13 protein-coding genes are annotated in these 13,740 nt (G+C 66.2%); 10 read left to right on the plus strand and 3 right to left on the minus strand.

The features are described 5' to 3' along the window. Positions 1–29 precede the first annotated feature (29 nt). The 4 genes from AC1DEY_RS04435 to AC1DEY_RS04450 all read left to right on the plus strand — a co-directional run bounded on the left by AC1DEY_RS04435 (position 30) and on the right by AC1DEY_RS04450 (position 3,363). Positions 30–1,394, plus strand: coding sequence for an acyltransferase family protein (locus AC1DEY_RS04435; RefSeq protein WP_476866921.1), 1,365 nt, complete (start codon positions 30–32; stop codon positions 1,392–1,394). Next, positions 1,391–1,735 carry a GNAT family N-acetyltransferase gene (locus AC1DEY_RS04440; protein WP_229995895.1) on the plus strand — a complete coding sequence of 115 codons (345 nt, stop codon included), beginning with the start codon at positions 1,391–1,393 and terminating at the stop codon, positions 1,733–1,735. The genes AC1DEY_RS04435 and AC1DEY_RS04440 overlap by 4 nt, the downstream gene beginning before the upstream one ends. Positions 1,736–1,862: 127 nt before the next feature. Beyond that, the gene (locus AC1DEY_RS04445; RefSeq protein WP_476866922.1) at positions 1,863–2,555 is read left to right on the plus strand and encodes a hypothetical protein; all 693 of its coding nucleotides are present in this window, start codon (positions 1,863–1,865) and stop codon (positions 2,553–2,555) included. 25 nt (positions 2,556–2,580) lie between these two features. Then, positions 2,581–3,363 carry an SDR family NAD(P)-dependent oxidoreductase gene (locus AC1DEY_RS04450; RefSeq protein WP_476866923.1) on the plus strand — a complete coding sequence of 261 codons (783 nt, stop codon included), beginning with the start codon at positions 2,581–2,583 and terminating at the stop codon, positions 3,361–3,363. Between the two features lie 65 nt (positions 3,364–3,428). Here the strand turns inward: AC1DEY_RS04450 and AC1DEY_RS04455 are convergent, their stop codons facing one another. Continuing rightward, complete coding sequence (locus AC1DEY_RS04455; protein WP_476866924.1) at positions 3,429–4,919, minus strand: helix-turn-helix domain-containing protein; 1,491 nt, start codon at positions 4,917–4,919, stop codon at positions 3,429–3,431. 120 nt (positions 4,920–5,039) lie between these two features. Here AC1DEY_RS04455 and pxpA point away from each other — a divergent pair, with 120 nt between their 5' ends. The 6 genes from pxpA (at position 5,040) to AC1DEY_RS04485 (ending at position 10,715) form a co-directional block, all read left to right on the plus strand. Further along, positions 5,040–5,795, plus strand: a complete 756-nt coding sequence (pxpA, locus tag AC1DEY_RS04460; protein ID WP_476866925.1) for a 5-oxoprolinase subunit PxpA — start codon at positions 5,040–5,042, stop codon at positions 5,793–5,795. A gap of 43 nt (positions 5,796–5,838) precedes the next feature. After that, the gene (locus AC1DEY_RS04465) at positions 5,839–6,084 is read left to right on the plus strand and encodes an acetyl-CoA carboxylase (protein WP_144672119.1); all 246 of its coding nucleotides are present in this window, start codon (positions 5,839–5,841) and stop codon (positions 6,082–6,084) included. After that, complete coding sequence (locus AC1DEY_RS04470) at positions 6,081–7,436, plus strand: acetyl-CoA carboxylase biotin carboxylase subunit (protein WP_476866926.1); 1,356 nt, start codon at positions 6,081–6,083, stop codon at positions 7,434–7,436. The genes AC1DEY_RS04465 and AC1DEY_RS04470 overlap by 4 nt, the downstream gene beginning before the upstream one ends. Further along, a complete protein-coding gene (locus AC1DEY_RS04475) occupies positions 7,433–8,344 on the plus strand; it encodes a 5-oxoprolinase subunit B family protein (RefSeq protein WP_476866927.1) in 912 nt (303 codons plus the stop codon). Before AC1DEY_RS04470 ends, AC1DEY_RS04475 begins: the two co-directional genes overlap by 4 nt. Continuing rightward, positions 8,334–9,293: a 5-oxoprolinase subunit C family protein gene (locus AC1DEY_RS04480; protein WP_476866928.1), complete on the plus strand. Its 960-nt coding sequence runs from the start codon at positions 8,334–8,336 to the stop codon at positions 9,291–9,293. The genes AC1DEY_RS04475 and AC1DEY_RS04480 overlap by 11 nt, the downstream gene beginning before the upstream one ends. Positions 9,294–9,383: 90 nt before the next feature. After that, positions 9,384–10,715 carry a purine-cytosine permease family protein gene (locus AC1DEY_RS04485; protein WP_476866929.1) on the plus strand — a complete coding sequence of 444 codons (1,332 nt, stop codon included), beginning with the start codon at positions 9,384–9,386 and terminating at the stop codon, positions 10,713–10,715. An 83-nt stretch (positions 10,716–10,798) separates the two neighbouring features. Here the strand turns inward: AC1DEY_RS04485 and AC1DEY_RS04490 are convergent, their stop codons facing one another. Further along, complete coding sequence (locus AC1DEY_RS04490) at positions 10,799–11,854, minus strand: FUSC family protein (RefSeq protein WP_476866930.1); 1,056 nt, start codon at positions 11,852–11,854, stop codon at positions 10,799–10,801. A 144-nt stretch (positions 11,855–11,998) separates the two neighbouring features. Continuing rightward, positions 11,999–13,600 (minus strand): MFS transporter, encoded by a 1,602-nt coding sequence (locus AC1DEY_RS04495; protein ID WP_476866931.1) that lies wholly within the window; start codon positions 13,598–13,600, stop codon positions 11,999–12,001. Positions 13,601–13,740: the final 140 nt, after the last annotated feature.

Genomic DNA, 13,740 nt, shown 5'->3' on the forward strand with positions numbered 1-13,740 from the left:
TTACACAGCAGGCCTTCCCAGGGGGCGTCATGGTTCCACAGCAGCGGTCAGCCGGCGGTCCGGCCCCGGCGCCGGACCGCGACCGCGACCGCGACCGCGACCGCGACCCGGTGATCGACCTCGCCCGGTTCTTCTGCCTGGTGCTGGTGGTGGTGGCACACACCATGATGGTGAGCCCCGTCCTGCACCCTGACGGCACCGTGACCACGGAAAACATCCTGGGCAATCAGCGCTGGTTTGAGCCTGTGGTGTGGGTCCTGCAGATCATGCCGCTGTTCTTCGTGGCTGGCGGGATCACGGGCCTGCAGTCCTGGCGGCGGCTCCGGGCCCGGGGCGGCACGGGCGTCGATTTCATGCAGGGCCGGCTCCTGCGCCTGATCCGTCCAGCTGCCGTCCTGCTGGCCGCCATGTTCCTCGGGCTCTCGGCGGCACGCCTCACAGGGGTTGCCCCGCAGGTCATCGAGCTGGTCGCCAGCGGGGCGGGAATGCCTCTGTGGTTCCTCGCCGCGTACCTCGCCGCGCAACTGAACCTGCCCTGGCTGGCCGCCCTCCACGACCGCGCGCCATGGCTGAGCTTCGCCGGACTCGCCGCCCTGGTGGTGACGGTCGATTGCCTGCGGGGGGTGCTGCCGCCGCTGGCCTACCTGAACATGGTGTTCCTGTGGTGCGCCGTGCAGCAGCTCGGATTCATCATCGCGGACGGCCGGCGCCTGCAGAGCGGCCGGCCGGCACGCTTCGGCATCATCGTTGCCAGCAACATGCTGCTGGGGCTGCTGGTCCTGCTGGGGCTGTACTCCGGGAACATGCTGGTGAACCTCAACCCGCCCAACGTGACGCTGCTGCTCCTGGGCATTTCACAGGCCGCCGCCCTGCAGCTCTTCCGTCCGGGGCTGTCCCGGATCGCGTCCCTGGCCTGGGTGCAACGGATGATGGGCGTGGCCGGCCGGCGGTCCATGACGATCTATTTGTGGCACCTGCCGCTGCTGGCGGCGATGTCCGGGCTCCTGCTGCTGACGGCTTTTCCCCAGCCGGCCGGCGGCAGCGCGGCCTGGTGGTGGGGGCGGCCCCTGGTGCTGCTGGGCGTCGTCGCGCTGCTGCTGCCGGTACTTGCGCTGTTTGGCAGGCTGGAGGAGCGGCCGACGGCGTCCGGCCAGTCGCGGAGCCGTCCGGCCGCCGCCGTGCTGCTGGCCGCCGTCGCCGTTTTTGTCCCGGCAGTCGACGCTGCCCTCAACGGGCTCACGCTCGGGCTGCTCGGCGGGGGCGCCGCATGCTTCGCGCTCGCCGTCGTGCTCCTGGGCCGGATTCCGGCCCGGCTGACAACGCCAGCTGAGCCGTCCGGGGGATCAGAACCGCCATTGCCACGCCCGCCATTAAGTGCCAATGTCGAACCATGACGGAGAACTCTGCAACCACGGAAGACACCTTCGCTCCGGACGTCTCCACCATCCGGAACGACGAACTTCACCGCTACGAACTCCGCGTCGGCGGCAAGCTCGCCGTCCAGGTGCGCTTCATCGACAGGCCCGGCCATATCGACTTCATCCACACGGACACCGCAGAGCAGTTCCAGGGCCAGGGGCTGGCCAAGGTGCTGGCGCACTTCGCCCTCGACGACGTGGTTGCATCCGGCAAACGGATCATCCCGAACTGCCCGTTCATGTACCGCTACCTGCGCAAGCACGAGTCCTACCACCAGTACGTGGACTGGCCGGAGCGGGTGCCCGAGGGAGCCTGACCGCCCTGCCCGGCGTCCCTGAGGGGCCGACCGGCGAGGCCTGTCTTGTGGGCAGGACAACAACCTCGTAAGGTTTGAGCAGAGTTATGCAGTTGGCTCTTGGACAGGTCCTTTTTTGGAGAACCCCATGAACCATAAACTGCGTGTGTTTGTCCGCGTGGATGTCGATCCCGTGCACGTCACCCTCGAAATCACCGGTTGCGTTACCCCGTCGGATTCGGCTGCCCTCATGCACATCGTGCGTCGCGCCTGCCGCCTCGGTGCAGGTGCCGAGGTGGTCATCGACCTCCACGGCACGTCCCACCTGGACCCGGAAGTGCTGCTGGACCTCCGCAGGCTCGCCGATGCCGGACCCTTGCCGTCCGCGTCTCCATCGCCGGACGCCGAAGCGGCCGTGCCGTTCCACCTCACCCTCGACGAGCCGGCCGAGTTGCCCATCTGCCTCCTGCACGTCGGCGCCGAGGCCGGTGTCCTCGCCGGGCTGGACACCGGACTGGCTTCCGGTTCCGGGCCGGGCGCGGCCAACAGCCCGCTGGCCGCCGAAGCCGGCGGCGCCAGCGGCGTTGGCACCATCGATGGCCTGGCGCTCTCGGAATACTTCGAGGACACCCTGGATCCGGCGGCGACCGTCCGCGCCCTGTCCGACACCGCCTTGTGCCGGCTCGCCGACGCCCTGTACCGCCACCTCGACACCAGCAGCCCTTTGTACGGGGCACACACCTGGTACGAGCTCGCGGCCGAAGAGATCCAGAACCGCCACTTGGCGGACGGCGACGGCCCGGCCGGGGACGAATTGGCCCCGGACAGTGCCTTGGCCTGAGCCGGTGCACCGTTAGGCTGTCGCTATGAACCCACAAACAGCGTCCACGCCGGGCACCACCGCCCTCATCACTGGCGCGACGGCAGGCCTCGGGGCCGAGTTCGCCCGCCAGCTGGCCGAACAGGGCCACCGCGTGATCCTCGTGGCCCGCGACGCCGGCCGCCTCGCGGCCACCGCGGCGGAGCTGGAGAACAGCTACGGGGCCACGGCGGAGACGATCTCCGCGGACCTGACCGACGACGCCGGGATCGCCGCCGTCGTCGCGCGCCTCAGCGATCCCGAACGCCCGGTGGAAATCCTGGTCAACAATGCGGGAATCGGCTTGTTGCGCTCTTTCGAGGACAACGGGATTGCCGAAGAGAAGAAGCACCTGAAACTTCATGTCGAAGCGGCCATGGAGCTCACCCATGCCGCCCTGCAAGGCATGCTCGCGCGCCATTCCGGCAGGATCATCAACGTCGCCAGCGTGGCGGCCTTCCTGCCCCGCGGGACGTACTCCGCAGCGAAGGCGTGGCTGCTGAGTTTCTCGCGGTCGGCCAACATGGCCTACGCACCGCGCGGGGTGAAGGTCACCGCCGTGTGCCCGGGCTTCACCCACACCGAGTTCCACGACAGGATGGGGATGGACAAGACGGCGACGCCGCGCTGGCTGTGGCTGGACGCCCGGCTGGTGGTCAGCGAGGGCCTGGCAGACAACGCCAAGGGCAAGGCCGTCTCGATCCCCAGCAAGCGCTACAAGGTCCTGACCACGGTTTCGCGGGTGTTGCCGTCCCGGCTGGTCGCCGGGCCGCCGCGGCGGGCCAAGTAGGCGCGCCAAGCAGCGCCGGACCGCTGTCGACGCGGAAAGCGCGGCGGACCGCGGGCCGGCGGTGATCAGGGCGCAGCGTCGGTGATGCGGACGGCCAGCATGCAGGTCGTGAGGCCCTCCAGGGTATCGAGGCGGACATTCAGGAGCCCTGACATCAGGGCCAGCCGCTTGCTTAAGGTGTTCCGGTGGATATACAGAGCCTGGCAGGCCTTGGATGGCTGGGCGTCGTGGTCGAGGTAGGCCCTAAGAGTGGGCAACAGCCGGCCATTGTTGGCACGGTCGTAGTTGAGCAGTGGCGCCAGCAGATTTTCGGCAGCGGCGTGGGCGCCACTGCCGGCGGTTGCGACTACGAGTGACTCGATGCTCATCGCGGCTGCGATAGTGGGGCCCGTGACTTCCCGCACCAGCCGTTGGGCATGGGCCAGGCCAAGCCTCAGCTCATCCACGCTGCGAAGCGGCCCTTTGATAACCAGGGGAAGGCCGGGAACTATCCGCCGGAGCGAGTCCAGCAGCCTGTCCGGGATCACTTCCCAGTCCGCGGCGGTGTCTGTCCGGGCCTGCGCGATTGCGTAGAACGAGCCGCGGTACGTGAAGACGTGGGCGTTGTTCAGGTGCTCCTGGACCGCCAGCCGAATCCGCCAGGCGTGCGGCAGTTGGGTCCTGTCCGGTGCGGCGACAACCAGGAAGGTGGGCGCGTGCGGGTCCAGGCCCGTCGCACGGAAGGTCCTGGTCAGCTCCTTGAGGGCCACTCCCTGCCAGTCCTCCAGTTGATTCATCAGCCGCTCGAGCTTGGCCTGGTGCGGGACGCTGGCTTTGAATGCGCTGTTGAGCTGCATGGCAAGAATGGACGACGCCGGCCCGATCAGTGTGGCGAGCGGCTCCCCGCTTGTCCCGCCCCGGACCACCAGCTGAAAATGGTCTGTTCCGCCGGTGGGGAGCGCGAAGCTGGACCCGGACGTACTCCGCTCATTGCGGGGGAGATCCTCGGCTGTCCAGCGTGAACCGGCCGGCCAGCAGCTGATCAAGGCTCCGGTGGTGTCGAAGATCGCACATTGGCCTCCCGCGGCGGAGGCCACCTCCGCCAGCACGGCAGTGAGGGACCCGCCGGAGCGGGCCGCCTTTGCGCACAAGTCGGCCAGCTCCCACGATTGCCGGGTCAAGGCAAACCGCTCGGCTTCGAGGACGCTCGTGACGAAGCGCTGCAGCTGCAGGGCCGGAACAACGCTGGGAACCTCCAGCAGGGGAATCCCGTGGGCCTTCGCCGCCTCCAGCAGTGGTGTGGGGATCAGCCGGTGTGCCACTCCCGTGACGAATGCGATGGCGCAGACGGGGACGCCCGCCAGCCGTTCGACATAGGCGTCCCACGTCCGTTGGTCGAAGAAGTTGAAACCAATACCGTGGGTGATGAGCAGGCAGTTGGCGCCCAGGAACGGCGTGGGGTCCAGGAACTCGGCCGGGGCGGCGTAACTGATGGACGTGGCCAGGCTCCTTGTCGTGGACGGTGTGTGCAGCCTGAGCTGGAGCGAGTCCTCCGCCAACAGATCCTTGACTCTCATCATGCACTCCCGGTGCGCTGTCACCCTGTGAAACCGGTGTGCAGGCTGCACACTTGCTAACAAAGTTAGTGGACATTTGCCCACTATGTAAGGCGTGGTGCAGTCCCTAATGTTGAAGGCATGAAGAATGTTAATGTGGCGAATGTCACAGCCGGAATTGAGATAAATTCGGACCTGGGCGAAGCGTTCGGGCTGCACAGCTTCGGTAACGACCTGGCGCTGATGGAGATCATCGATGTGGCCAATGTGGCCTGCGGTTTCCACGCCGGAGACCCGGACACCATGGAAGAAACCGTCGCGGCTGCCAAGGCCCACGGCGTGCGGATCGGCGCGCACCCAGGCCTTCCGGATCTGACCGGCTTCGGGCGCCGGGAAATGAAGCTGACTCCGTCAGAGGTCGAGTCCCTCATTCTGTATCAGACAGGTGCCCTGGTGGGCTTCCTGAAGAAGGCCGGGCTGGAACTCAACCACATCAAGCCCCACGGTTCCCTGTACGGGATGCTCTCGCGGGACCCCGAGCTCATGCGGTCCGCCGCGAAAGTCGCCGCACTCTACGGGGTTCCGATGTTTGGGCTTGCCGGAACAGCGCACGAAAGCGTCTGCGCCGAAATGGGGGTTCCGTTCGTCGCTGAACTCTATGTGGACCTGAACTACAACCCCGCCGGCCAGCTCATTATCCAGCGCCGGCCCGAGGCCACGGACCCCGCAAAGGCCGCCGAACGGGTGCGCCGGGTCCTCGACGACGGCCTGGTGGAAACCTCCGACGGCTCAACCGTGAGCATCGAGTTCACCAGCATCTGCGTCCACTCCGATGCCGCCAACTCGCCGTCGGTGGCGCAAGCCGTGCGCGGAGCCCTGGACGCCGTCCGCCAATGACCTGTCATGCACTGCCCATCCCACCGCAACCGAAAGGCACACCATGTCTCACCAAGTGACCTCGCCCCTTCCCGGAGTGTTCTACCGCAAGCCCGGCCCCGACAAGGATCCCTACGTGCAGGAAGGCGACCACGTCGAGGCGGGCCAGACAATCGGCGTCGTCGAAATCATGAAGCAATTCAGCGAAGTCAAGACCGAAGTGTCCGGGAACCTGGTCAAGTTCGAGGTGTCGGATTCAGGCACGGTCAACCCGGGTGACGTTATTGCAGTGATTGAGGAAAAACCATGAAGAAACTGCTCATAGCCAACAGGGGGGAGATCGCAGTTCGGATTATCCGCACAGCCCGGGAATTGGGGATCCACACAGTGGTGGTGGCCAGCGAACCCGACGTCGACGGGCTGGCGGCCCGCCTTGCGGATGAATACGCGGTCATCGGCCCAGCCCCGGCCAGCCAGAGCTATCTGGACCACGGCGCGGTCCTGAAAGCTGCGGCGGACTTCGGCTGCGACGCGGTGCACCCCGGTTACGGGTTCCTGTCCGAGAACGCCGCGTTTGCCCGGGCGGTCTTGGATGCCGGGCTCATCTGGGTGGGTCCGTCCCCGGAAGCCATCGAGCTGATGGGGGACAAGGCGCAGGCCCGGAAAGCGGCCGAGGCGGCGGGGGTACCCACCCTGCGCGGAACGCACGGAGAAGCCCCTACCGGTGACTCCTTGCTGGCGATCGCAGCGGAGATCGGCTACCCCTTGGTGGTCAAAGCAGCCGCCGGTGGCGGCGGGCGCGGAATCCGGCTCGTGACACGTGCGGAAGACCTGGCCTCCACCGTCGAAGTGGCGCAGGCCGAAGCGGCCGCCGCGTTTGGCAGCGCCGCCGTCTACCTGGAGAAATTTGTGGAGCGCGCCAGGCACGTCGAGGTTCAGGTCCTCGGCGACGGCACCAACGTTGTCCATCTCGGGGACAGGGACTGCTCCATGCAGCGCAGGCAGCAGAAAATCCTGGAGGAAGCGCCCGCCCCGGACCTGCCGGATGACGTCCGCCGGCACATGCTGGAGTCTTCGGTGGAGCTCGCCCGGCAGTGCCACTACAAGGGCCTGGGCACAGTCGAATTCCTCTACGACGCTCTCAACCATGAAGTTTCCTTCATCGAGATGAACACCCGTCTCCAGGTGGAGCACCCCGTCACTGAAATGGTCACGGGCCTTGACCTGGTCCGGGAACAGCTGCTGATTGCTGCCGGGGAGCCGCTCCGGATGCGCCAGGAAGACGTTGTTTTCCGCGGCCACGCCTTCGAGTTCCGGCTCAACGCCGAGGATCCGTCCAAGGGCTTCATGCCCAGCCCCGGAAAGCTGGAGCGCCTCGACTGGCCGGGCGGCCCCGGTGTCCGCATCGACTCCGGATTCGTCGCCGGTTCCACGGTGATGCCGTTCTACGACTCGCTCCTGGCGAAGATCATCGTCTGGGACGAAACCCGGGACGAGGCAATCGGCCGGTCCATCCGCGCCCTCGACGAGATCACGATCGAAGGCGTCTCCACAACGATTCCGCTGCTCAGCGCCGTGCTGCACCGGCCGGAACTGAAATCCGTGGAGCACCACACCAAGTTCATCGAAACCTGCCCGGAGATCCTGGGGGACCTGTCATGAGCGATACCCTGAGTACCGGCTCACTCAAAGGCGCGGCGCGCTACACGTGGGGTGGCGACGAGTTTCTCTTCGTGGAGATCTCCGAGGCGATGAGCCTGGCCGCGAACTTCAAATCCAACTCGATGGCCACCAGGCTCGGCGGCCGGGAGCTGGCCGGCGTGACCGAAATCTGCCCGGCCAACGCGTCGCTGCTGGTCCGCTTTGACCCCGATGTACTGGACGCCGCGGAGCTGGAAGCCACCATGCGGGAGATCGAAGTCGAGGTGGACAACGCCACCCACCCGGTGCTGAACACCCGGCTGATCGAAGTGCCGGTCTGGTACGACGACCCGTACACGCGGGAGACCGGTGCCCGCTTCCGCGCCGGCCACCAGCGGCCCGAGGGGACCGATTTGGACTTTGCGGCCGAGGTCAACAACCTCTCCGATGCCGCGGAATTCATCCGGCGCCACCACAGCAGTCCCTGGCTGGTTTCCATGGTCGGGTTTGTCGCCGGCCTGCCCTTCATGTTCCAGATGGTGCCCCGCGAGCAGCAGCTGGAGGTGCCGAAGTATCTCAGCCCGCGCACGGACACGCCTCCCCTGACGGTCGGTCACGGCGGGTGCTTCGCCTGCATTTATTCCGTCCGCGGCGCCGGCGGCTACCAGATGTTCGGCATCGCGGCGGCTCCGATTTTCGACCCCGCGCAGTCCCTGGCTGACTTCAAGGACTTCATGGTCTTCTTCAAACCCGGCGACATCGTCAAGTTCCGCCCCGTCACTGAGGACGAATACAAGGGCATCAAGGACCAGGTGGAAGCGGGCACTTACGTCTACAAGCAGGTGCCGGTCACCTTTGATCTGGCCGAGGCCCTCGGCGACCCCGAGAGCTACAACACCAAGCTATTGGAGAACCTCAATGACTCTTGAGATCTTGGAACCCGGCCTGTCGACGACGGTCCAGGACCGGGGCAGATTCGGCCACTACAACGTGGGAATCCCGCAAGGCGGCTCCATGGACCAGCTCTCCGCGGAGATCGTGAATGCCCTGGTGGGCAACAGCGCCGAGGAAGCAGTGCTGGAATGCACCTACCTGGGCCCGAAATTCCGGACTTCCGCCCCAGCGGTGATCGCCGTGGGCGGCGCCCCGGTGGAAGTGAAAGTGAACTGGGCAACCGCCCCTCAGTGGGAAGCCATTGAACTGGCCGCCGGGGACGAAGTCTCCTTCGGCTTCCTCCAGGGCGGCACCCGGTACTACGTCGCAATCCGCGGCGGCATCGACGTGCCTGTGGTGCTCGGCAGCCGTTCCACGTACGCGCTTGGTGCCTTGGGCGGCTATAAGGGGCGCAAACTCGCCGCCGGGGACGAGGTCCCGGTCGGCGACACGGCGTCCGGGGATGTCCTCGCTGGAATCGCACCGGAACTGCGGCCGGCGTTTCCGGCCGAAACGGACATCAGGGTCCTGCTGGGCCTCTACGACCACCGGCTGACCGGGTCAGGGCTCGCGACCCTGCTGGACTCGACCTGGGCCCTCACGCCGGTGGCCGACAGGACCGGCCTGCGTTACAGCGGGCCGGAGATCGAATGGGAGGCGCGGGAGCAGCCCTTCGGCGCCGGCTCTGATCCCTCCAACATCGTTGACGCCGGATACGCGGTGGGTTCCATCCAGATCCCCGGCGGCAAAGAACCGATCGTCCTGCACCGGGACGCCGTGTCCGGGGGAGGCTACGCAATGGTCGCAACCGTCATCAGCGCGGACATGGACCAGCTCGCCCGCAGCGCCCCCGGCACCAAGACGCGGTTCGTCGCGGTGACCATGGAGGAGGCCGTTGCGGCCCGGGCGGAAGGCAAAGCCCTCCGCCGCTCCATCTGGGGATAACCAACCCAAAGCCCCGTGGCTCCCGCCACGGCTCCATAAACGCATCACTACAACACCAGAGGTGTCGCTTTGTCGTACTCAAATTTAGTCATGCCCGCGGATCAGCGGGTCGGCAAATGGTCGCTGACCATGGCTTGGTGGGCCCTTTTCTCGGCCATGTTCTGGATCTACGTGGCCGTCGCCTCGGCTGGCGCCGTGGGGGTACCTAACACCATCATCGGCATGGTCCTCACCATCGCCACCTACGGGATCATCAACCTGGTGCTATCGCGCTACGCTGCCCGGACCGGACTGACCGTGAGTGTTTTCTCCCGGACCCTGTTCGGGCTCCTGGGCTCGGCGCTCGCGTCACTGATCTTCGCCGCCACGGCGATTTACTACGCCGTCTTTGAAGGCTCCATCATCGCCGTCGCGTTCCACGAGTATTTTGGCGGCGACATCCTGATCTGGTACGCCGCAGTGGTGATCTATGCCGTTCCCCTGGCTGTCGGCGGCGTCCAGCACTGGCTGGACCGGCTCAATGGGTTCCTGCTGCCGTTCTATTTCGCGGGGCTCATTGCCGTCGTCGTCGCGGCGACCGTCATCCGCGGCGTGCCCACCAACTGGATCGGTGAGGCTGCGGCCAGTTCGGCGCTGCCCGGCTGGCTGACGTCCTACCTGATCTACATGGGCGTGTACATCATGATGATGTACACCTTCGACTACGCCCGGATGGGCAAACGCCAGGACCGGAAATTCCTCGGCAATGTCACCTTCGGTTGGGTGTTCTACGCCTTCACGTTCGGGCTGAACGGCCTGGTCGGCATCTACATCATGAGCGCCTGGGGCCTGGAGGCCTCGGAGACGGGCGTGGTCACGGCGTTCATCTCCTCGCTGGGAATCTGGGGCCTGCTGGTCATCTTCATCTCGCAGACCCGCATCAACACGGCCAACTACTTCCTCGCGTCGACAAATCTCTCAGCCTTCGCCCACCGCGTGTTCGGCCTCAATTTGCCACGGTATGTCTGGGTGATCACCGCTGGCGTGCTCGCATACCTGCTGATGCTCACGGACGTGCTGAGCTACCTGCTCAAGGCGCTGGCCTGGCAGGGAGTCTTTGTCACCGCCTGGGTGGCGATCGCGCTGACGTATATTGCCATCAACTGGAACGAGGAACGGTATTTCCCGGAAGTCCGGCCGGGCCGGCTGAAGCCGGTCACTGCCGGAGCTATCGCGTGGCTGATCGCCTCCGCCACCGGCATCCTGCTGACCGAGCAGACGGTGGTGCCCGTGGTCTCGCAACTGACGCCGTTGATCACCATGGCACTGGCCTCCGGCTTGTACTACGCCGCGTACAAACTGTCCCCGCCCCCTGTCATGGACGGGCATAAGGACCTCACGGCTCAGGAGCACGCCGAGCTCCTCGCAGCGGAGCCGCAGTAGCCGGACTGTCCGTGCGGCCGCTCGCGTCATCCTCCGCGGAAGATGACGCGAGCGGCCGCATGTCCTCTCCGGCGACTGGACCGTTACCGCCGTCGGCGGACCAGGACTACCACGAGGATCCCGACGGCGGCGCCCACCGCCGTCTCGATGGCCCGTTCGGCGATGAGGACATGGGGATCGGCTGGCGCGGCCAGCTGTCCGATCAGCAGGATCACCGGGGTGAAGGAGACCATGGCGAGGCCGTAATGCCGGGTCATGAACAACTCGGTGCTGAACTGCAGGCCAATCACCAGGAAGGCCAGCACGGCGGCCTCCTGTCCGGGGAAGGCCAACAGGGGCGACCCGGGCCACGGGAACAGGACGGTGGCGACCACCACGAGCCCCAGGAGGGTGCCGACGATCCGGTGGACGCCGCGGTACACGCTGCTGGGCAGGTCCGCCCCTGCAAGCGGCACGGCGGCCGCGGCCATGGCCCAGTGCGGGTGGCCGCTGCCGCTGAGGACCCCGACGGTCCCGGCGGCGCCGACGGCGGCAACATAGCGGGCGGCGTGCAGCCGCGCTGCCCGGCGGCTTGCGCCGTGAAGCAAGGTGACGTCCCGACGCCACCCGCTCTTCAGCCGGCTCCGCCACGTGCGGCTCAGGAACCATCCGCCGAAGCCCACCAAAATCGCGAATGTGGCAGATGCGGCGGCGATCAGGACGGCACCATGCCACGGCACTGCGGCCGGAACGGACGCGCACGCGCCCAGGGCCAGGATCCCGAAGAAGGGGCCGGCGGGTTTCAGGGCTGTCCTGTCCGTGAAAAGCGACCCCACGCCGGCAAACGCGGCCTCCGTGATCACCAGGGCCCACGAATGGATGTGCTGGACGGAGAGGAAGACGCCGACTCCCACGCCGGCGAGCAAGAGGACGGCCGCCTGGCCTTGATGGATGAGCCGGAGCTGGTGGGGCTCGGTGCGGCCATACATGCCCGTCAGCGCGCCGAAAACGGCGTAGCCGATCAGCTCCGGACGGCCGGCGGCCAGGAGCGCCAGGGTCGGCACGGCTACGCTGATCGCCACCCGCCAAGCCGACACGTGGTCCTTGTTGGCCGGGGCCAGGCTGTGCAGCGAACGGAGGTGGTGCAGCAGGGACGTCACAACTGCCTCCGTCTTCCTGGGACTGATAAGTGTGCGGACACGCCTAAGGCCTGCCCCGTACGCTTCCCCCAACGGGTAAGCATACGGAACAGGCCTCAAAGGGCGGGGCTATGGGCTACTGAGCCTGGATTGGGACCGGGCGGCTCAGGCTGGGGTCGGAACCTTTTCGGCTTCCCCGCGCCCTGCGGTGGAAGTTGCGGCCGCTGCGACCATGGGCATGTCCATGTGATCGAGATCGATCAGCGGGTTCTCATCCTGGGTCGCGACCAGTTCGCGGGCCTCGGCCTGGGTGTCCACGCTCGGCATGGAGCCAGGCAGCGGCATCTGGGCGGATTCCTTGAGGAAGTAGATCGCCACAGCGCCGATCGCCGAGGTGGCCATCAGGTAGTAGGCCGGCATCATGTCGTTGCCGGTTGCGTTGATCAGGGCGGCAACGATGAACGGCGTGGTTCCGCCGAAGATGGCCACCGAGAAGTTGTACGCGATGCCCATGGCGCCGTAGCGGCTGGCCGTCGGGAACTGGGCCGGCAGGGCCGAGGCCAGGTTGGCCACGTAGAAGGTCACCGGGAAGGCAATCAGGGACAGGCCGGCCAACGTGGACCAGATTTCGCCGATGCCGATCAACAGGAACGCGGGGGTGGCCAGGACGACGGTGCTGATGGCGCCGATCCACAGCACGGGGCGGCGGCCGATCCGGTCAGAGAGCTTGCCGGTCAGCGGGATGCAAAGGCTCATGATGACCAGCACGGGGATGGTCAGCAGGGTGCCGTGCAGCTCGTCGTAGCCCTTGGACTCCGTGAGGTACGTCGGCATGTAGGAGGTCAGGGCGTAGCCGGCGGTATTTGCGGCCGCCACCAGGATCATCGCGACGATAATGGAGCGCCAGTAGGCCTTCACGATGCCAACCGGGCCCTTGGAAGCTGCGGCGTCCGAGGCGGATGCATCCTTGGTGAGGCTCTCCTGGGCATCCAGGGTGGCCTGGAACTGAGGGGATTCCTCGATCTTGCTCCGGAAGTACACGGCGATCAGGCCAAGCGGACCGGCCAGGAGGAACGGAATCCTCCAGCCCCACTGCTCCATGGTGTCCTGGCCGAGAGTCAGCTGCAGCACGGAAACAAGCGCGGCACCGGCTGCGAAGCCGAGGTAGCTGCCCATGTCCAGGAAGCTGGCGAAGAAGCCGCGGCGTTTGTCTGGGGCGTACTCGCTCACGAACGTCGTGGCGCCGGCGTACTCGCCGCCGGTGGAGAAGCCCTGGATGACCTTGAACAGGACGAGCAGGATTGCGGCCCAGATGCCGATCTGTGCATAGCCGGGCAGGAGCCCGACGGCGAAGGTGCTGGCGGCCATGATCATCAGGGTCGCGGCGAGGACCTTCTGGCGGCCGACCTTGTCGCCAAGCCAGCCGAAGATGACTCCGCCGAGGGGGCGGGCGATGAAGGTGGCGGCGAAAGTTCCCAGCAGGAACAAGGTCTGGACGGACTTGTCCGCCTCCGGCAGGAATACCGGTCCCATGGTGGTGATCAGGTAGCCGAACACGCCGACGTCGTACCACTCCATGGTGTTACCCACGATGGTGCCGCCGAGCGCCTTCTTAAGCATCGGCTGGTCGACAACGTTCACGTCGGACTCACGGAGTCGACGGCGACGCAGCTTCGGTTTCTTCGCACCCTTTGGTGCAGCTTGGTTGGTTCCGCTGGCGTTTATAGCGCCTGCTGAAGAGTCGGTCATGCTTCGGTCTGTGGGCATTTGGGAAGCTCCTAGGGAGATCATTTGCTTGCGACTTGTAGCTGCCCCGCTCTGGGCAGGCTTTCAATTTTACGGGATTTCTCTGGAGTTTCCGAGTTCGGTGCCGTATGATCCCTCATTTCGGGTGGCATATAGGGGCA

The organism is Arthrobacter sp. 05T47, from assembly GCF_056395825.1.